This window comes from Enterobacter sp. UPMP701 (genome assembly GCF_053709515.1).
This window is the reverse complement of the sequence record NZ_JBSKJN010000002.1, coordinates 550,308-567,754: the sequence shown is the minus strand read 5'-3', so window position 1 is coordinate 567,754 and position 17,447 is coordinate 550,308. Positions and strand designations below refer to the sequence as shown.

24 protein-coding genes are annotated in these 17,447 nt (G+C 50.4%); all 24 read left to right on the top strand.

Annotated elements, in window-relative coordinates:
* Positions 1–163: 163 nt before the first annotated feature.
* The 24 genes from ACWKXT_RS08290 to ACWKXT_RS08175 all read left to right on the top strand — a co-directional run bounded on the left by ACWKXT_RS08290 (position 164) and on the right by ACWKXT_RS08175 (position 17,439).
* Positions 164–442, top strand: a complete 279-nt coding sequence (locus ACWKXT_RS08290; protein WP_454532164.1) for a DUF2829 domain-containing protein — start codon at positions 164–166, stop codon at positions 440–442.
* 245 nt (positions 443–687) lie between these two features.
* Positions 688–1,005: a phage holin family protein gene (locus ACWKXT_RS08285; protein WP_063451792.1), complete on the top strand. Its 318-nt coding sequence runs from the start codon at positions 688–690 to the stop codon at positions 1,003–1,005.
* Positions 989–1,447, top strand: a complete 459-nt coding sequence (locus ACWKXT_RS08280; RefSeq protein WP_454532163.1) for a glycoside hydrolase family 24 protein — start codon at positions 989–991, stop codon at positions 1,445–1,447. The genes ACWKXT_RS08285 and ACWKXT_RS08280 overlap by 17 nt, the downstream gene beginning before the upstream one ends.
* Entirely contained in the window at positions 1,444–1,857 is a 414-nt protein-coding gene (locus tag ACWKXT_RS08275) for a DUF2570 domain-containing protein (RefSeq protein ID WP_454532162.1), read from the top strand. Before ACWKXT_RS08280 ends, ACWKXT_RS08275 begins: the two co-directional genes overlap by 4 nt.
* A complete protein-coding gene (gene lysC, locus ACWKXT_RS08270; protein WP_454532161.1) occupies positions 1,775–1,990 on the top strand; it encodes an Rz1-like lysis system protein LysC in 216 nt (71 codons plus the stop codon). Before ACWKXT_RS08275 ends, lysC begins: the two co-directional genes overlap by 83 nt.
* 229 nt (positions 1,991–2,219) lie before the next feature.
* The gene (locus ACWKXT_RS08265) at positions 2,220–2,765 is read left to right on the top strand and encodes a KilA-N domain-containing protein (protein WP_454532160.1); all 546 of its coding nucleotides are present in this window, start codon (positions 2,220–2,222) and stop codon (positions 2,763–2,765) included.
* A gap of 567 nt (positions 2,766–3,332) precedes the next feature.
* Positions 3,333–3,923, top strand: a complete 591-nt coding sequence (locus tag ACWKXT_RS08260; protein ID WP_454532159.1) for a terminase small subunit — start codon at positions 3,333–3,335, stop codon at positions 3,921–3,923.
* Entirely contained in the window at positions 3,877–5,397 is a 1,521-nt protein-coding gene (gene terL / locus ACWKXT_RS08255) for a phage terminase large subunit (protein WP_454532158.1), read from the top strand. Before ACWKXT_RS08260 ends, terL begins: the two co-directional genes overlap by 47 nt.
* 59 nt (positions 5,398–5,456) lie before the next feature.
* Positions 5,457–6,929, top strand: coding sequence for a DUF1073 domain-containing protein (locus tag ACWKXT_RS08250; RefSeq protein WP_454532216.1), 1,473 nt, complete (start codon positions 5,457–5,459; stop codon positions 6,927–6,929).
* 52 nt (positions 6,930–6,981) lie between these two features.
* Positions 6,982–7,668 carry a phage head morphogenesis protein gene (locus tag ACWKXT_RS08245; protein WP_454532157.1) on the top strand — a complete coding sequence of 229 codons (687 nt, stop codon included), beginning with the start codon at positions 6,982–6,984 and terminating at the stop codon, positions 7,666–7,668.
* A gap of 182 nt (positions 7,669–7,850) precedes the next feature.
* The gene (locus tag ACWKXT_RS08240) at positions 7,851–8,006 is read left to right on the top strand and encodes a DUF7336 domain-containing protein (protein WP_454532156.1); all 156 of its coding nucleotides are present in this window, start codon (positions 7,851–7,853) and stop codon (positions 8,004–8,006) included.
* Between the two features lie 65 nt (positions 8,007–8,071).
* On the top strand, positions 8,072–9,340 hold the full coding sequence (locus ACWKXT_RS08235) for a DUF2213 domain-containing protein (RefSeq protein WP_454532155.1): 1,269 nt from the start codon (positions 8,072–8,074) through the stop codon (positions 9,338–9,340).
* A 3-nt stretch (positions 9,341–9,343) separates the two neighbouring features.
* Positions 9,344–9,823: a structural cement protein Gp24 gene (locus ACWKXT_RS08230; protein WP_159124719.1), complete on the top strand. Its 480-nt coding sequence runs from the start codon at positions 9,344–9,346 to the stop codon at positions 9,821–9,823.
* Positions 9,824–9,826: 3 nt separating this feature from the next.
* Positions 9,827–10,867 (top strand): DUF2184 domain-containing protein, encoded by a 1,041-nt coding sequence (locus ACWKXT_RS08225; RefSeq protein ID WP_454532154.1) that lies wholly within the window; start codon positions 9,827–9,829, stop codon positions 10,865–10,867.
* 3 nt (positions 10,868–10,870) lie between these two features.
* Positions 10,871–11,218: a hypothetical protein gene (locus ACWKXT_RS08220; protein ID WP_454532153.1), complete on the top strand. Its 348-nt coding sequence runs from the start codon at positions 10,871–10,873 to the stop codon at positions 11,216–11,218.
* Between the two features lie 12 nt (positions 11,219–11,230).
* On the top strand, positions 11,231–11,662 hold the full coding sequence (locus tag ACWKXT_RS08215; protein WP_331396098.1) for a DUF4054 domain-containing protein: 432 nt from the start codon (positions 11,231–11,233) through the stop codon (positions 11,660–11,662).
* Positions 11,662–12,195, top strand: a complete 534-nt coding sequence (locus tag ACWKXT_RS08210; RefSeq protein ID WP_454532152.1) for a hypothetical protein — start codon at positions 11,662–11,664, stop codon at positions 12,193–12,195. The genes ACWKXT_RS08215 and ACWKXT_RS08210 overlap by 1 nt, the downstream gene beginning before the upstream one ends.
* Positions 12,170–12,541 carry a hypothetical protein gene (locus tag ACWKXT_RS08205; protein ID WP_454532151.1) on the top strand — a complete coding sequence of 124 codons (372 nt, stop codon included), beginning with the start codon at positions 12,170–12,172 and terminating at the stop codon, positions 12,539–12,541. Before ACWKXT_RS08210 ends, ACWKXT_RS08205 begins: the two co-directional genes overlap by 26 nt.
* On the top strand, positions 12,538–13,053 hold the full coding sequence (locus ACWKXT_RS08200; RefSeq protein ID WP_454532150.1) for a phage neck terminator protein: 516 nt from the start codon (positions 12,538–12,540) through the stop codon (positions 13,051–13,053). Before ACWKXT_RS08205 ends, ACWKXT_RS08200 begins: the two co-directional genes overlap by 4 nt.
* Entirely contained in the window at positions 13,050–14,540 is a 1,491-nt protein-coding gene (locus tag ACWKXT_RS08195) for a DUF3383 domain-containing protein (RefSeq protein ID WP_454532149.1), read from the top strand. The genes ACWKXT_RS08200 and ACWKXT_RS08195 overlap by 4 nt, the downstream gene beginning before the upstream one ends.
* A 10-nt stretch (positions 14,541–14,550) precedes the next feature.
* On the top strand, positions 14,551–14,985 hold the full coding sequence (locus ACWKXT_RS08190) for a phage tail fiber protein (RefSeq protein ID WP_265189522.1): 435 nt from the start codon (positions 14,551–14,553) through the stop codon (positions 14,983–14,985).
* Positions 14,985–15,395 (top strand): hypothetical protein, encoded by a 411-nt coding sequence (locus ACWKXT_RS08185; RefSeq protein WP_454532148.1) that lies wholly within the window; start codon positions 14,985–14,987, stop codon positions 15,393–15,395. Before ACWKXT_RS08190 ends, ACWKXT_RS08185 begins: the two co-directional genes overlap by 1 nt.
* 11 nt (positions 15,396–15,406) lie before the next feature.
* Positions 15,407–15,610, top strand: a complete 204-nt coding sequence (locus tag ACWKXT_RS08180) for a hypothetical protein (RefSeq protein ID WP_454532147.1) — start codon at positions 15,407–15,409, stop codon at positions 15,608–15,610.
* Positions 15,607–17,439: a lytic transglycosylase domain-containing protein gene (locus tag ACWKXT_RS08175; protein ID WP_454532146.1), complete on the top strand. Its 1,833-nt coding sequence runs from the start codon at positions 15,607–15,609 to the stop codon at positions 17,437–17,439. The genes ACWKXT_RS08180 and ACWKXT_RS08175 overlap by 4 nt, the downstream gene beginning before the upstream one ends.
* The last annotated feature ends 8 nt before the right edge of the window (positions 17,440–17,447 follow it).

The window sequence follows — 17,447 nt, the reverse complement described above, 5'->3', positions numbered from 1 at the left end:
GTACCGCGCGTACATGCTGCGTACGATTGCGTCATAAGACGCATTCAGCACGACCTTTCTGAAAGCGCATCCCACCAAATACCAGACAGACAATACCCTCACCTTATCCGCTGTGGCTACGGTGCTATGCGCTTTCACCCTATAAATCAACGATGGTACGAATATGAACTTTAGCGATGCGTTAGAGGCGGTGAAGTCTGGAGCAAAGATTTACCGTGAAGGATGGAATGGTAAAGGCCAGAGTGTATTCGTCGTTAAGCCTCCTCACTCTGCCACACCCAATGAACCGAAGTATGAAATCACTCTCGATGACAACTATGAATTGCCTGGTGGAAAATTAAAACCGTTCCTGGTGCTGCGTAATTCGCTGAACGAAATTACCTCATGGGTGCCATCGCAAGGTGATTTATTTGCTGATGACTGGAATACGTATCCAGCGTAGCAGTCATTACAAAGCGTCTATATCTGGGCGCTTGATAATGACCAAAAGAAAACCCAGCGCTTGGCTGGCTTCGTGAAGATGGGTGGCAGGAAACTGTTGACGCAGCCTCCTGCCAGATTTGCTCACGCCGTTAATCGCGAACAAACCACGTTACAGATAACCGTATCCTGGATTTGTTCATGCAACAACCACGTCAATTCCTAATTTGAACAGATCCCCGAAATCTGGGGGTGGAAATGCACAAGATGCCATATAAAAGCGATCCGAACCTCTGGTCGATCCTAATCGCTTTCGGCATGACTCTAGTCGGCGCAATAGCCAGTTACTCCTTCAAAGTCCTCAACGGTGAAGCGTTTAGTTGGAGGACAATGTGCCTACAGCTCATCGTGTCGATATTCGCGGGACTTCTCATGATCATGATCGCAATCCACTACGGCTGGCCTCAAGAGGTCACCGGTGGCGTGTGCGGCATGGCTGGGTGGTCAGGTTCTTCCCTAATCAAAGCCCTTGAAGGTAGATTCCTGAACAAGGCGTCTGGAGTAGTCGATGAAGATAAGCAGTAATCTGCAAGCGTTTCTCGACATGCTTGCCTGGTCTGAAGGGACCAGCCGTATCAAGGGTAGCGATAACGGCTATAACGTTGTCGTTGGTGGCTCACTCTTTACCAGTTATGCAGATCACCCTCGCAAACTGATAAGCCTGCCGAAGCTTGGCATTAAATCCACAGCTGCCGGAAGATACCAGCTTCTGTCGCGATATTATGATGCATACAAAAAGCAGTTAGGGCTGAAAGACTTTTCACCTGCCAGCCAGGACGCTATTGCCATCCAGCAGATAAAAGAGCGCCGCGCTTTACCTGACATTGAATCTGGAGACATCAAAGCAGCCATTACTAAATGCTCAAACATCTGGGCATCTCTGCCAGGTGCAGGGTATGGGCAACACGAGCATAAAATTGATGACCTGGTGAATAAGTACATCTCCTATGGAGGTGCTCTCAAATGAACCTTACATTCATCAAGAACCTCATCCCGTTCTTCTTTGCTGCAATCATCATTGGCTTCATCGTTAAATTGGGCACGGATAACCGTCAGCTTAAAATCAGCAATGCTGCATTGATTACAGAGGCTAAGCAGTTGCACAGCAAAAACGACGATCTGGCTAATACCTTGCAGAACCTCGCTGACCGCGTTGGCGATATGAATAAGCTTGTAGACAAAGAAGCGCGTCGCAGGTCAGCAGCAGAGATGAAATCACAACGCCTACAGGAAGAAGTGAAAGATGCGCTCAAAAACAATAAGTGCTCTATCGAGCTTATTCCTGATTCTGTCGTTGACCAGTTGCGCCGACAAGCAGATTCAGTACGAAACGGTAAAAGCACCAACGATACCAATTCCGGCAAATCTTCTGATTGAATGCCCTGTGCCAGAAGTTCCTGAGCAGATGACGTTCGGTGACAGCATCCAGATGAACATCAACCTTCTTAATTCTCTGGACATTTGCAATGGACAGATACGGACCATAAAAGAGATAGAAGCTCATCCATGAGCTTCTGACACAGTCTCTCCTCTGGACTTTAACCGTAGAAAATTCTCACAGCCTCGCATTCGCGGGGCTTTTTTGTATCTGAATTTCACCGCGCACCGCATGCGCATATAAACCACCGAACCAAACCCTTTGGAATGAGCCGTTGAGGATGTCAGTTAGTGCTGGCGAGCCTCGGTGGGCTGACTTCCTATGCGGCAACGGTTCATTTCAAAGATAAGGTAATGACGCTATGACATACCCTACTGTAATCGTGAATGGTGTCTCCGTCCGTGTGGACGAGAAGGGGCGATATAGCCTGAATGACCTTCATGCCGCCGCTGTCCTGAAAGGCGAGGCTACTGAGTCACAAAAGCCGGGCAAGTTCATTCGTAGTGCATCAGTAAAGCGTTTCGTTCAGGCGCTGGCAGGCAAAGGACAAAAATGTCCTATGGAAAATAACCAGGCACTTAGAGTAATTCGCGGTGGTGACGAGCCCGGCGTATGGGCTGCTGAGCTACTCGCTATTCGATATGCCGCCTGGATTAAGCCGGAGTTTGAAATCCGCGTTTATGAAACCTTCCGCGAGGCTGTGCTCAACGGTCTTAGCAATATGAACCGACTCAACCGACTTGACCTGCTGATCGCCAATGAGACCAAAGAGGTCAGCGCATGTGCCCGGGCAATGAATAAGTGGGGCGTCGGTGGTCGCAAGAAGCTTCTCAATTGCGCTCGAGAGCGAATCGTAAGCCAGATGGACCCTGACATGGTCACGCTGATGGAAGCGAAAGCAGGGTAGTCAACGCAGAATTGCGTCGGCAAATAGCGGCATTACAGGAGCCCTTCACTGAGGGGCTTCGATAATGATCTGTGTAACCCCGCAAGGATGGTGATCACATCTTGCTGACGGGTAAGCCGTAAGTAACCAATCACTACTGAGAAGCAGAGAAACCGTTGCGCTAATGCAAACACTTCCAAAGATTAGGAGCTAACAATGACTCAGAGAGTAATTTCGACAGGCGGCGTGCCAACAACCGTGCCAAGCCCTTCAGATGTACCGGTAGCGGCAACATCAAGCACCGCTGGCATCGTTAAGCAAATGACATTCACTCCGCAACTGACTGCAGCGCCAACACAGGCTGACTTCAATGCGCTGCTGACCAAGTTGATCGCATCCGGTCAGATGGCATCAAGCTGATGGCTACTCTAAACCTAACTGTGGTTGCCCAAAGGCGATGGTGGGTAATGCCAGTAATCTCCGTTATTAAGGGGCTTGTTTATGCTCGCCTTGTGAAGGAAAAGCATTTCAAGAAACTTGCGGATTTCATTGCCCAACACGGCTTCACTTTCAAAACAGAGAAATAACATGGCAAAGCTCACAGACAAACAAGAGCTGTTTGCCCGTGAGTACCTGAAAGATTTAAACGCCACACAGGCAGCTATCAGGGCGGGTTACAGCGAGGATTCTGCCGCCTCACAGGGATGCGAGAACCTTATAAAACCTAATATCGCAAAACGCATCGCTGAGCTTAAAGCTGAGCGAAACGAAGAGGTAGGTATAGACGCTGCCTACGTATTGCGACGGCTGACTGAAATAGACCAGATGGACGTGCTCGACATCCTGCTTGCCAATGGAGAACTGAAGTCGATTAAAGACTGGCCTAAGGTGTGGCGTACAACGCTATCAGGCATGGATGTCGTCGAGATGGCTTCAGCGGACAGCGCTGCTCTCCTGAAGAAAATCAAATGGCCTGATAAGGTGAAAAACCTTGAGCTACTCGGCAAGCACGTAAATGTGCAGGCATTCAGAGAACAAACCGCAACAGAGATTACCGGCGCTAATGGTGGTCCGGTTCGTTATGCGGACATGTCAGAAGAATTACTTGAAGAGAAACTGAAGGAGCTGGGAAATGGCAGACGCTCCAATCAGCTTGAATCGAAACGCTCAGATTTATGAGCTCCACAAAGAGCTGGCGATTCGCTCAGCACGTAAAAACCTTCTCGACTTCACTCTGTACACCAATCCGCAATATGAAACAGGCTGGTTTAACGAGCTGCTCTGCGCTGAGTTAGATCATTTCCTCGATGAAGTAAAAGCCGGAAACATGCCTCGGCTGATGGTGTTTGCTCCACCGCGTTCTGGAAAGAGCGAGTTGTGTTCGCGTCGCTTCCCTGCATACGTGTTAGGCCAGCATCCATCATGGAATATCATCTCGTGTTCATATTCTTCAGACCTGTCAGACAGAATGAGCCGGGACGTTAAGCGCATTATCACCTCCGATAAGTACGCTGATGTTTTCCCTGACGTGAAAATACCTTCAGGACGTAGCCTGGCAGGGGGTATCAACAAAACCGAGCTGTGGGAGCCAGTAGACGCTAAAGGCGAGTTACACGGAGGCTCATATCGCTCTGCTGGCGTTAATGGTGGTATCACCGGCCAGGGTATGAATATCGGGGTAATAGATGACCCCGCGAAAGATTACAAGACCGCATCGTCTCCAACCTATCAGGAAGCGGTGATGGACTGGTATGACACGACGTTCTTCACTCGTGTTGATCCAAAGATAAATGGCATCGTCATCATCCTTACGCGCTGGCATCAAAGTGACCTGGCAGGGCAGTTACTCAAACTGGCTGAAGAGGGCGGTGAAAGATGGCGTGTGGTCAGCTTCCCAATGGAGGCTGAGAAGGAAGAAGTGCACGAGCTCAACGGCAACATGTATCACCTGCGAAACCCTGGTGAAATTCTATTCCCTGAGCGCATGCCGCAAGAGTTCGTCGAGAAATGCAAGCAACGCGGATCCCTAGTCTGGAACGCACTGTACCAACAGCGACCAACCGCTAAAGGCGGAGGTCTGATTAAGTCTGAATGGTTCGGTGAATATTCCGTATTGCCTCAGATGCAATGGCGAGCCGTCTATGGCGATACCGCGCAGAAAACAAAAGAGGTCAATGACTTCTCTGTATTCGAGCACTGGGGGCTAGGCACTGACGGATATATCTACCTGATAGACATGATTCGCGGTAAATGGGAAGCAGAAGAGCTTCAGCGTCGCGCCGTCGCGTTCTGGGATAAATGCAAAATCCTTAAGAACGGACCTCTACGCCACATGGCGATAGAAGATAAGTCATCAGGAACAGGGCTCATCCAGAACATTCGCAAAAAGGCCATATGTCCAATCAAAGCCATCCAGCGCGACAAAGACAAATACACTCGCCTGATGGACGTGCAGGGATACATCGAGTCCGGGTATATCAAGCTTCCAAGCAACGCACCATTCATTAACGACTTCCTCGTCGAGATGGAAGCCATCAACCCTGATTTCAATACGCACGACGACCAGTTAGATCCGATGATGGATGCCATCGACGAGATGAAGAATGGCAATGGTCCGTTACGCATATCTGAAGAACTTTTGAGGCTCGCATAGTGTTTGAACGCTGGAAAAAGAAAAAAGCTGAGCCTCCAAAGGAAGAGGCAAAACAGCCCATGTCGCTGGCTAATGCGCTGGCGATGCTGAATGAACAGGAAAGGATTAAGTCAGAGGGTGAAGTACTTCGTCAGATTGAGCGCTATACGCCACCTCCTGGAGTGATTCCTGAGAGCGTAGGTGAAGCGGCCCTGGCGATGGACTCCACACCTTACAGCTACCTCAACTCAGCAAATATCACCGCATATGGTTATGGGGGATTCCCTGGCTATCCATACCTGTCACAGCTAGCTCAGCTGCCGGAGTATCGCAAGATTACCGGCACGATAGCTGAAGAGATGACACGAAAGTGGATTGAGCTGAAGCACATCGGAAAAGATGAGGGCGATGATAAGGCCGACAAGATTCGCCAACTTGATGACGCATTAAAGCGTTTCAAAGTGCGCGAGAAGTTTCGAGAAGCTGCTGAACATGACGGCTACTTCGGGCGCGGTCAGATTTACATCGATGTGAAAACGCCTAGCGGTAACTCTGCCTGGACGGTTCCTGATGAGCTGGATAAGAAGCTCTACATCAGCCCCAGAAAGATAACCAAAGGCAGCCTGAACGGTTTCCGTGTTATTGAAGCAATGTGGACATACCCTGGCGTGTATAACGCAGACAACCCACTCAGCCCTGACTTCTTCAACCCAGCTGAATGGTACGTCATGGGTCGAACAGTTCATGCCAGCCGCATGCTGACGATGATTTCCCGCCAGGTGCCGGATATCCTCAAGGCAGCTTACAACTTCGGCGGCCTGTCGCTTAGCCAGATGGCTGAGCCATACGTGCAGAACTGGCTGAGGACTCGTGACAGCGTGAGCGACCTGGTTCACTCGTTTGTGGTGTATGGTCTCGAAACAAACATGCAAACAACGCTATCAGGCGCTGCTGACCCAAGCTTATTTATGCGAGCAGAGCTGTTCAATAAAATCCGCGACAATCGAGGAATGTTCCTTACAGATAAGGATACGGAGAAATTCTTCCAGTATGCGACAAGTCTGGCAGGTGTTGACGCTCTCCAGGCTCAAGCACAGGAGCAGATGGCTTCCGTTTCAAGCATCCCGCTGGTTAAGTTGCTTGGCATCACTCCTAACGGCCTCAACGCTTCGTCTGATGGTGAAATTCGCGTCTTCTACGACTCTATCCATGCCATGCAGGAGAATCTATTCAGAAGCCCGCTGAAAACCGTGCTGGATGTCATCCAGTTGAACGAATTCGGCGAGATTGACCCTGACATAGATTTTGAGTTCCTGCCGCTGTACGAGCTCACAGAGGCCGAAAAAGCCGAAGTCATGAAGCATCAGTCCGAGGCTGACAAGAACTACGCTGAAGCTGGTGTGTTCGATATAGACGCCATCAAGTCTATGCGCCAGTCAGATAAGAGCAGTCCATACCACATGATGGAATCTGAAGATGACGAAGATTACGAAAACGAGTCCATCGAAGAAGGATTCGAAGAGCCAGAAAACCCTTCGTCCAATCAGGGCTAACGCCGGAGTTCATGAGTGGTATCGTTCGGAGCTGCTAAAGCAGGTACGGGAGATGAACAAGTCATACCGGTACTGGCTTGAGACAGGCTACAAAGACAGCATGGCATTGGATGCCAGTCCTGCGAATGAGTTGAAGCGCAGGCTGGCTAAAATCGGCAAGCAGTGGGAAAGCAAGTTCAACGAGCTTGCGAAAAAACTGGCAGATCGCTTTGTCGATAAGACACTCCGCAATACCGATGTATCACTTAATTCCGCGCTGAAGAATGGCGGTTTCACCGTTAAGTTCACGATGAATGATGAACTTAAAGACACAATGCAGGCCGTCATAAACGAGAACGTCAACCTTATTAAGTCGATACCTGAACAGTACCACACGCAGGTGGAGACGATGGTGATGCAGTCAGTAAGTCGTGGTCGTGACCTCGGACATTTAACTGATGAACTTGAGGCACGCTACGGAATAACTCGCAGGCGTGCTGAAACGATCGCTCGTGACCAGAACAACAAGGCCACGGCGGTCATCCAGTCTGAGCGGCAAAAGAGCCTGGGTATCACCAAGGGCATCTGGCGTCACTCTCATGCAGGCAAAGAGCCCCGTCAATCACACGTCAAGGCGGACGGCAAAGAGTTTGAACTCGATAAGGGGCTGTATCTCGATGGTGAATGGGTGTTACCTGGCGAAGCCATCAACTGCCGCTGCACATGGTCTCCGATAATCCCTGGACTGGAGAGAAAATGATTGAAGTGTTCAAGGCTCTAGGCCTGACATTGATATTTGGCGGCATGGTTATTGCTGTAGAGGTCATCACTGCGCTGGCTAAAAAGTGATAAAATAACTATCTGGCTAGGGTAGCTCCCGAAAAGCGGCATCGTCACCGCCTGCCAGAAACCATCAATGACGAGCAACGAGACGAGGTTGTGATGAAAGTTTGGGTGGTTATTTCTGGCACTCCCTATGAATCAAATGAAGTAATTGAAGGTGTGTATTCATCAGAGGAAAAAGCCAATATAAAGCTAGACTCCATTGAAGATGGGCCACTTGCCTACAAATACGTAGAAGAACACGAAGTTGAATAATATGAATTAAAGCAAACAGGCTGCCTAAGGGCGGCCTTTTTTATTGCCTGAAGAAAGGTAAATCCATGCCAGTACATCAGAAAGATGGCAAATGGTATTGGGGAAAAGAAGGGCCATTCGATACAAAAGCAAAGGCAGAAGAGGTTGAGCGAGCTGCGTATGCCAATGGATATGCTGGTGACTCAGCTCTGGCATTCGACAGGGCAACAGTGCGCTCCTTTGACAAGGATGGTCGTCTGCACATCGAACTAACGCCAATCAGCAAAGCTAACATCTGCCCCTACTATGGCCGTGAAATCCCTAATTCCAAAGCGTTAGGCCTGCAGCCTGACAAAGTTTACTACCTGCTGCGCGACCCCAAAGAACTCGCAAAAGCGGCTAACACGTTCAACAACATCCCGCTCCTTAATGAACACATTCCGGTTACTGCCGCAGACCCTCAGAAGATGGCTGTGGTTGGCTCTACTGGTACTGATGCCGAATTTGACGGGACTTACCTTAAGAACTCGCTTGTCGTCTGGGATGCAGACTCCATTGCTGGAATCGAAACGGATGAGAAGAAAGAGCTTTCGTCGGCCTACAGATATGTAGCTGACATGACCCCCGGCGTACATGAAGGCCAGCCATACGATGGCGTCATGCGCGATATCGTCGGGAACCACGTTGCACTCGTAATAGAGGGCAGAGCCGGATCCGACGTCGTTGTCGGGGATTCATTATCACTGGAGCTAAAAGAGATGGCAAAAGCCAAACAACTCGCGGCTGCTCTGAAGCCATTCCTGGCACAAGACGCAGATCTCGAAGAAGTCGAAAAAGCGGTCAAGAAAAATCTCGAACTCGAAGAGGAAGAGAAAGAAGAGCGCGACGACAAGAAAGACAAAGCGATGGACGAGGATAAAGACGAGTCCAAAAAAGAAGACAAAAAGGCTGAAGATGAAGAGTCCGATAAAAAGGACAAGAAAGCCGAAGATGAAGACGATGAAGACAAAGAGGACAAGGCTGCTATGGATGCCGCATTAATCCGTAAAGCTGAAGAGAATGTCATGGGTCGCATTCGTCAGGCAAACGAAGCTCGCGAGTGCGTACGCGCTCTCGTTGGCGATGTGAGCCTGGTAGCGATGGACTCAGCTGAAGACATCTACCGTTTCGCTCTCGACTCTGTAGGCGCTAACCACAAAGGCGTTCACCCTTCAGCACTGAAATCAATGGTTGAGTTCACAATCAGCCAGAAATCAGAAGCTCGCAAACCTGCTGCCACTATCGGTATGGACTCTGCGGCAACCACTTCTTTCGCTAAGGCATTCCCTGGCGCAACCAAAATGAAACGGAGCTAAGCAATGGGCGGCTTTCAAAGTGTAATCAATCAGCAGCAGGCACCAGGCGTTGAAGGTGACTTCGCTTCTGCAAACCCTAAAGCAAGCTTGCTCGCGGGTGAGGGTGCTCTGGTAGCTGGCACCAATGGCGTGGTGGTCGGTCGCTTCGGCTGGGTGACTAACGGCGTGGTAGACAATACCGGCACCGGCGTTCCGGCTGGCTTCGTTCATCGCGAAGGTCAGGCGTCAATCACTACCTGGCTGGCTGAAGCGTCAATGACAATCCAGCCCGGCTTCCAGATGACCCTGATGACGGCTGGCGACTTCTGGGTGCGCACTGCAGGTGCAGCAACAGTTGGACAAAAAATCTTCGCAAAACTGTCTGATGGTTCAGTAACCACTGGCGCGGCCGGTGCGACCATTTCCGGCTATGTAGAAACTAAATTTGTTGTCGGTAGCGCAGCTGCTGCTGGCGAACTGGTACAGATGGGCACCTGGAGCTAATCGATGAACAACGCAGAATTTTTACAACACAAGGCAATGGCTGAACGGGATTACGGCGTAGTCCTTCCTGAAGCCAAAGCTTACTTGACTGATGCGGTAGCAAATAGCTACTCATACGCGATGGATGCCCAGCCAACTCTGGTTACCTCCAGCAACGCAGGCATTCCGTGGTACTTCACCAACTATGTAGACCCAGAGCTGATTCGCATTCTGGTTACACCGATGAAAGCGGTGGAAATCATGGGCGAAACCAAAAAAGGCGACTGGACTACCATGACCGCGCAGTTCCCGGTCGTAGAATCCACTGGTCAGGTTTCCAGCTATGGCGACTACAATAATAACGGCCAGGTAAGCGCGAACGTAAACTGGGTAGCGCGTGAATCCTACCTGTACCAGACCATCACTCAGTGGGGTGAGCTGGAACTGGACCGTTACGGTGAAGGTCGTATCGCATGGGCTCAGCAACTGAACACAGCTTCAGCTCTGACCCTTAACAAGTTCCAGAACAAGTCTTACTTCTTCGGTGTGGCTGGCCTGAAGAACTACGGCATCCTGAACGACCCTAACCTTCCGGCATCAATCACCCCGGGGGCAACTGGTACTGGCGGCGGCACTACCTGGGCAACCAAAGATGGTCAGGCTGTCTATGACGACATTCAGGCGCTGTACAAGCAGCTGATCACCCAAACCAAAGGCTATGTCGAGCGCGACAGTAAATTGACGCTGGCGATGTCTCCAGAGTCTGAAGCAAACCTGACCAAAACGAACATGTATAACGTGAACGTGTCAGACCAGCTGAAGAAAAACTTCCCTAACCTGCGCGTTGTTACTGCTGTTGAGTACAACACCGCATCCGGTCAACTGGTTCAGCTTATTGCTGACGATCTGGATGGTCAGGACACCGGCTACTGTGCATTCACTGAGAAGATGCGCGCACACCCTGTAGTGGTAGACCTGTCTGCGTACAAGCAGAAGAAAACTGGCGGTACATGGGGCGCGATTATTCGCCAGCCTCTGGCCTTTGCATCAATGCTGGGAGTTTAATTCATGGCTGAAATGGTAAGCGTAGGCTGCAAACTGCCTAACGGTCTCCAGGTTACTCTGGACGGTAAGACGGTAATTCTGAATGGGGCGGCCACCACCGCCCTGCGTGGTCTCGATGGAGCCATTCCTGAAGGTGCCTTTGGTGTCACCCAGGTAGAGAAAGACTTCATGGATAAGTTCATCGCGACCTATCAGGATGCAGCCTATATCCAGAACAACGCAGTATTCATCCAGAAGGATGAGCGCAGCGTTAAGGCTCAGGGTAAAGAGCTGGAAAGCGCCAAAACTGGTCTTGAAGGCTTGGACCAAGACAATCCAGCCCCAGGCGTTAAGAAAGCCGACCAAAAATAAAAGAGGTGATGCATGGGTGTCGTTACGTTTGACCCCGCAGCCTTCAAACTACGCTACCCTGAATTCTCCTCCTTAGACGACGCCCTGCTTCAGCAGTATTTCACCCAGGCAACCATTTATCTAGATAACACAGACTGCAGTCGTGTGTCGGATTTGGCCGTGCGTGCAATGCTGCTGAACATGCTGGTTGCCCATATCGCATTTCTGTACTCGGGTGCGAATGGGCAGTCGCCATCCGGGCTGGTTGGCAGAATAGACAGCGCATCAGAAGGCTCCGTAAGCGTACACGCTGAAATGCCTGGCGTTAACGCAAACTCAGCATGGTACATGCAGACCAAATATGGAGCGGATTACTGGAACGCAACAGCACCATTCCGCACCTTCCAGTACATCAGCGGGCAGTCGCCATCAAACTATCCTTATGGGTATTACCGGAGGTACTGATGGATAAGGTGATGGAGTTTCTTAATTCTGTTGGCAATCAGCTTTCATCAAAGCAGCTAAAAGTTGGCTTTCTGGAAAATTCAACTTATCCAGACGGCACCTCCGTTCCAATGGTTGCCGCTGCTAATGAATTTGGAAATCCAGTTAGCGGGAGTCCGCCCAGGCCTTTTTTCAGAAATGCTATTGCAGAAAGTTCCAGTAAGTGGGCTGAAAATATTGAAACATTAATGTTTAACAGCAATGGCAATACAGAACAGGTCCTAAATCTAATGGGGCAGGTAATAGCTGATGATGTAAAGCGATCTATTGAAACTCTAGTTTCACCTGCTTTGAGCCCAGTCACAATATTGCTAAGAGATAGATTCCCTATGCGCTCTGGAATGACGTTCGATGATGTTTTGCGTGCACGGGAAGATGTCATAAAAGGAGTGAATGGCAGTGGGTCAACCAAGCCATTAATCTGGACTGGCCACATGCAGAGCTCCGTAGATTATGAGGTGGGCGAAATTGAATCTTCGACAGATAGCCAATAACGCGATCACCAGCATTAACCCCAACATCCCGGCAATCCTCAAGAAATACGCAGGCGAAACCATCGGCCCCGGTCGCAAGCCAACCCCAACTTATCAGCCTGACCAGAACGTCACCATTCAGCTTCAGCCTATCAGTAGAGGCGACATGCAGCACGTAGATGGACTGAACATTCAGGGGCTGGCGAAGGTGATTTATGTGAACGGGAACTATTTCAGTGTCCAGCGTGAGATGGAGCAGGGCGGCGATATCTTCGTTATTAATGGCGAGCAATGGCTTGTTGTTGAGCCTGTCGAACTTTGGCCTGACTGGTGCCGCCTCATTGTGGTATTGCAGGTGAGCCCATGAATGACTTTACCGTAGACAACGTAATCGACGTTCTGGCGGATTACATCGAACCCATAGCCGGTATTTGCCAGCAGGCTCAGGCTAACAGGGTGCCGATGCCGAAAGGCCAGTTCTGCATCCTGACCCCCTTGCGATTCACGCGGCTATCCACGACGAGAGATATCAAGCAGGACACAGGCTCTCCGTCGACAAGCGCTATGGGATATACCGAGGTTCGCCAGGCAGATATCCAGGTTGATATCTATGGTCAGGGTGCAGGGGATCGGGCAATCGCCTTAGAAACCACATTCGCCAGTGGCTATGGCTACGACACAATCAAATCCATCGATGCCAGACTGGCTCCGCTTTACTCATCTCCGGCAATTCAGGCTCCCATGATAGATGCGGAAAGCCAGTGGCAGGAGCGATACACACTAACCCTTTCTCTGCAGGCGCACATCACCGTGTCGTTCCCGCAGGACTACTTCGACAAAGCAGAAATTACAACTGAACAGGTGGATGACCGCCCATGAGCACAATCCCTTTATCCGTAGATTTTAATATCACGCCAAATGTCGTTACACCTGCCGGTTCTGCGGTTGATGCTAACGGCCTGATGCTGACTGACAATGAACTGGTGCCTGTGGGCTCAGTCGTCTCTTACTTCTCTGCGGCAGATGTGTCAGCCCTTATGGGAAGCACATCAAAAGAATTCCTTGCTGCGCAGCAATACTTCAACGGCTACGAAAACTCATCCGTTATCCCGGGTGAATTGCTGATGTACCGCGTAATCACTGCTGATGTGGCTGGTTACCTGCTGTCAGGCAATCTGAAAGGTGTTGCACTGGCGACACTCAAGGCAATCCCTGCAGGTACGATTACCCTCACAGTAGATGGTGTATCAACTACCAGCTCGTCTATCGACCTTTCTACTGCTACAAGCTTCAGCGATATCGCATCCAAGCTGCAGACCGGTATCGGCGCGAGCAAGGTGACGGTCGAGTGGCTTCCTATTGCCAATCGATTCATCATTCGCTCTGTGACTACCGGCGCTGATAGCCAGGTGTCTTATGCATCTCCTGGTGCGCTGGCAACCGGCCTTCTGCTGACGCAAGCAACTGCCGCCACCGTCTCCCCGGGCTCTGATGCAGTCACGCTGACAGACACGATGAATAACATCATCAACACCAATCAGAACTGGATCCTGTTTAACTCCCTGGTTGAGTTAACGGATGACCAGAAAACCGAGCTGTGTGCATGGGCAAATGGCAGCAAAAACCGATTCGGCTATGTTGTGCATGACACTACTGCTGCGGGCACTATCGCCAACAATGCCAACTGCTTCGTGCAGAAGGTTGTCGTGGCTAACGGGTATGAGAACATCTTCCCGGTGTACGGTTCCTATCTGTACAGTGTTACGGCGCTGGCATATGCCGCATCTGTAGACTTCGCACGCACGAACGGGCGCGTGTCGTTCAAATTCCGAGGCTTCTCCGGTCTTGCGCCTAACGTAAGCGATCTGGCAACAGCTCAGGCACTCAAATCTAACGGCTATAACTTCTACGGCTCATACAGCCTGAACAAGACAATGGCTCAGTATGCCTCAGACGGCGCTATCTCCGGAAAATTCGTCTGGCTGGACAGCTTCATTGACCAGGTCTGGATTAATGCGAACCTCGTTGGCGCGTATGCCAATCTGTTCACCAATAACCAGTCCTACCCATTCAATCAGAATGGCTATGGGGCGATTCAGGCCGCCACAATCGATGTGGCTAACCAGGCTCTGACCTTTGGTGCAATTCAGAAAGGCGTGGTGCTCGACCAGGCACAGATTCGCATCGTGAATAACACCGTAGGCAAGGATATCTCCGCGACTCTTTATTCTGAGGGATGGTATCTGTTTATTCCTACTCAGACCGGTGCAGCTCGCCTCGAACGTGACCTGAAAGGTGCAATCTTCTACTACGTAGACGGTCAGCTGATCCAATCAATCAACATGTCTTCAACCGCTATTCTGTAAGGACGACAAAATGCCAATTGATATTACAAGTGCTAATTCCAAGCTGCGCATCGTCGTGCCATCTTACTACCCTGGCGGTTTTGATGTGGATGATTACGCTGCCGACAACATGTTTGAAACTGGTGCGCTTCAGAACAAGGAAGACATGATGTCAGCAGACGGCAAATACCATGCTGGCTTCATCTTCAACCCGACAGAGTTCACCATCAACCTTATGGCCACATCGAATGCCAGCGGGCTTCTGGATGACTGGTATGCGGCTGAACGAACGGCGATTTCCGCATTCGCCTGCAACGCGGTACTGACAGTGCCAGCGCTAGGCGCTAAGTGGAACTTCGTTAACGGCGTCCTTTATACCTGGACACCAACCCCTCCAGGCCGTCGCGTACTTCAGCCACGACCTGCAGTATTCCACTTTGAAACGGTAACCCGGAGCGCAATCTGATGGCTCGAAAAGAAATTCCTTTTATCGTCGAAGAAGAAGGGCGCGACAAAGGCAAAGAGTTTCTCATCACAGAAATGTCGGCATGGGATGCCGACACTCTGGCGCAGGATATTTTTCGCGCGATGGGTGATTCTCGCCTCACGGAGATCCAAGCAGACGTGATAGCCATGGGTTGCGCAGGTCTGGCTACTATAGGACTTAGCGTTATATCAGCATCATCCCCAGATGTTGCTCGCCATTTACGAGACCGCCTAATGTCCACAGTAGATATCATCATCACCAATGAAGGTGGCAGGCAGCAACGCAAGGTTAAAGGTGAGCTGGATTTTGAAGAAGTTTCCACTATACGCACTCTGCTGGATAAAGTATTTCAGGTTAACTTCGATTTTTTAACGACCGCCGGAGAGTAAAGTACCCCTTCATGGATGAGGAGTCTCTTCCGGCCAAACTGGTCGAGCCTGTAAACGTCTCTTCAGCGATTAACGCAATCATCTGCTCCGGCAAAGCCTCTTATCTGGAACTTCAGGAGAAGCTTTCCGTAGCAGATATGTACAATCTGCTGGAAATTATATCCGTTGAAAACTTCAACCAACGCGTCTGGCATAAGCATCAGGAGCAGCGATGATTATCAATGAGTTGGCCTATAAGGTCACAATAAAGGCCGATGAGTTCCTGAACGGCAAGAAGAAGGTTGAAGAGAGCGTTAAGGAGCTTCAGGACACCGTAGACAAAAGCTTCGGCGACATTGATGAAACTTCCAAGGAAACTGGAAAGGTTATCGTAAAGGCTGGCGATGACATCCAGCGCTCAACACGGAAAACAGGTAAAGGCCTAAAAGACGCAACGTTTGATGTTAAGAAATTTGGTTCAGCGGCAGCATCGTCCTTCAAAGGTGCTTATGTAGCCGCAGCAGGGTTTCTTGGGATTGGAGTTGGCCTGTATGGCATTAAGCAACTCTTCACATCCACATCAAACGAAATCGTCCGGGCAAGTAACCAGGCCAAATTCTTCGGCACTGACGTCAATAAGATGTTCGGTCTTCGTCGCGGCTTCCAGCAGGCAGGCCTTAACGGTGACGCTTTCATTGGTGCGGCTGGTAGCGCTCGTATGGCGCTGGCTAACATCGCAGACCCAACGGTATTTGGCGGCTTAACCGGTGCAGCACAGAACCTGATGGTACTTGGCGCTCGCACAGGGCTGAATATCAACAACCTTGGCGACCCAAGCAAAGCTCTGCGTGAGTTCACCCGATACGGGAAGAATCACTCACAAGAGAACCTGATGCAGGTTATGTCAGCCGCAGGTTTCGACCCGACAGATGCAGCCAAAATTAAATCAGGTGAGCTGAAGTCACTTGTCGACTCGGAGACAAAGAAGTCAAACATCACTGCTCAGCAGGTGAAAGAGCAGGAGGCTTTAGTGGCAACGCTAGGTCAGCTCGACTCTGAGTTTGACCGCCTGAGGCAGGACCTTGCGATTGCTTTTGCACCTGAAGTTATCCGCGCCATGAAAGACTTTGGCGACTGGATACGCGAACACCATGGTGACATCATTGGCTTCTTCCGTGACGCGGGGGATTCCATTAAGAAGCTCACTGATTCTGTCGGCGGAGCTACAGCGCTGCTTCTTCTGCTGGCTGCCGGGCTACGGTCTAACCCATTAGTTATGGGGGCTATTGCAGCTGCAGCGGCGAGCCATGGCATAGACCAGACGCGAGATGAAGCAAGCAGGCAAGGGAAGGATGTTGGCTCTTATCTTTATGACAAAGTGCATGAAGATAAAAAGCCATTCATGACATGGGATTCTGTTAAGTCGTTCTTTGGTTTTGGTGAGCCTGAGCAGTACGGACAATCAGCAAGGGCGTCTGGAGTATCCGGAGGAATGGACGATCTGCTTCACGGCATAATGATGACAGAGTCTGGCGGAAACCCGCTAGCTTATAACGTTTCCGGTGCTACCGGCGCGTTTCAGTTCATGCCTGGAACAGCAAGAGACCTCGGTCTGCGTGTTGATTCTCAGGTAGACGAAAGGTTAGACCCCGGCAAATCCCGCGCGGCTGCTTCCGTTTACATGCGGCAGTTGCTTAAGCGGTACGATGGGAATGTAGACAATGCTCTTCGCGCCTATAATTGGGGCATGGGAAACGTTGATAAGTGGATTGCCAATGGCAGTGACATTTCTCAGCTTCCAAAAGAAACCAGAGAATACACTGGCAAGGTGTACGGCAACATGGGCAACGCCAGAAATTACTACGCCACACAGGGCAGGATTGCAGACAGCAGGCCGTATGAGCTGGCATCTGGCGGAGGACAATCGCAGGTTACCAACAGCACCCATATCAATACAGTGAACGTTAACAGCAATCCTCAGACTGTCGACTCGCTCACTCAGAGCATTAATCAGCAGGTAAAAAGGGCAACAACGAACTCATCGTTTGCTTCTGCTGTGAATTGATACGATCG

Coding starts and splice junctions, on each gene's coding strand:
- ACWKXT_RS08290 (WP_454532164.1), top strand. CDS start 164: ATGAACTTTAGCGATGCGTTAGAGGCGGTGAAGTCTGGAGCAAAGATT.
- ACWKXT_RS08285 (WP_063451792.1), top strand. CDS start 688: ATGCCATATAAAAGCGATCCGAACCTCTGGTCGATCCTAATCGCTTTC.
- ACWKXT_RS08280 (WP_454532163.1), top strand. CDS start 989: ATGAAGATAAGCAGTAATCTGCAAGCGTTTCTCGACATGCTTGCCTGG.
- ACWKXT_RS08275 (WP_454532162.1), top strand. CDS start 1,444: ATGAACCTTACATTCATCAAGAACCTCATCCCGTTCTTCTTTGCTGCA.
- ACWKXT_RS08265 (WP_454532160.1), top strand. CDS start 2,220: ATGACATACCCTACTGTAATCGTGAATGGTGTCTCCGTCCGTGTGGAC.
- ACWKXT_RS08260 (WP_454532159.1), top strand. CDS start 3,333: ATGGCAAAGCTCACAGACAAACAAGAGCTGTTTGCCCGTGAGTACCTG.
- terL (WP_454532158.1), top strand. CDS start 3,877: ATGGCAGACGCTCCAATCAGCTTGAATCGAAACGCTCAGATTTATGAG.
- ACWKXT_RS08250 (WP_454532216.1), top strand. CDS start 5,457: ATGTCGCTGGCTAATGCGCTGGCGATGCTGAATGAACAGGAAAGGATT.
- ACWKXT_RS08245 (WP_454532157.1), top strand. CDS start 6,982: ATGAACAAGTCATACCGGTACTGGCTTGAGACAGGCTACAAAGACAGC.
- ACWKXT_RS08240 (WP_454532156.1), top strand. CDS start 7,851: ATGAAAGTTTGGGTGGTTATTTCTGGCACTCCCTATGAATCAAATGAA.
- ACWKXT_RS08235 (WP_454532155.1), top strand. CDS start 8,072: ATGCCAGTACATCAGAAAGATGGCAAATGGTATTGGGGAAAAGAAGGG.
- ACWKXT_RS08230 (WP_159124719.1), top strand. CDS start 9,344: ATGGGCGGCTTTCAAAGTGTAATCAATCAGCAGCAGGCACCAGGCGTT.
- ACWKXT_RS08225 (WP_454532154.1), top strand. CDS start 9,827: ATGAACAACGCAGAATTTTTACAACACAAGGCAATGGCTGAACGGGAT.
- ACWKXT_RS08220 (WP_454532153.1), top strand. CDS start 10,871: ATGGCTGAAATGGTAAGCGTAGGCTGCAAACTGCCTAACGGTCTCCAG.
- ACWKXT_RS08215 (WP_331396098.1), top strand. CDS start 11,231: ATGGGTGTCGTTACGTTTGACCCCGCAGCCTTCAAACTACGCTACCCT.
- ACWKXT_RS08210 (WP_454532152.1), top strand. CDS start 11,662: ATGGATAAGGTGATGGAGTTTCTTAATTCTGTTGGCAATCAGCTTTCA.
- ACWKXT_RS08200 (WP_454532150.1), top strand. CDS start 12,538: ATGAATGACTTTACCGTAGACAACGTAATCGACGTTCTGGCGGATTAC.
- ACWKXT_RS08195 (WP_454532149.1), top strand. CDS start 13,050: ATGAGCACAATCCCTTTATCCGTAGATTTTAATATCACGCCAAATGTC.
- ACWKXT_RS08190 (WP_265189522.1), top strand. CDS start 14,551: ATGCCAATTGATATTACAAGTGCTAATTCCAAGCTGCGCATCGTCGTG.
- ACWKXT_RS08185 (WP_454532148.1), top strand. CDS start 14,985: ATGGCTCGAAAAGAAATTCCTTTTATCGTCGAAGAAGAAGGGCGCGAC.
- ACWKXT_RS08180 (WP_454532147.1), top strand. CDS start 15,407: ATGGATGAGGAGTCTCTTCCGGCCAAACTGGTCGAGCCTGTAAACGTC.
- ACWKXT_RS08175 (WP_454532146.1), top strand. CDS start 15,607: ATGATTATCAATGAGTTGGCCTATAAGGTCACAATAAAGGCCGATGAG.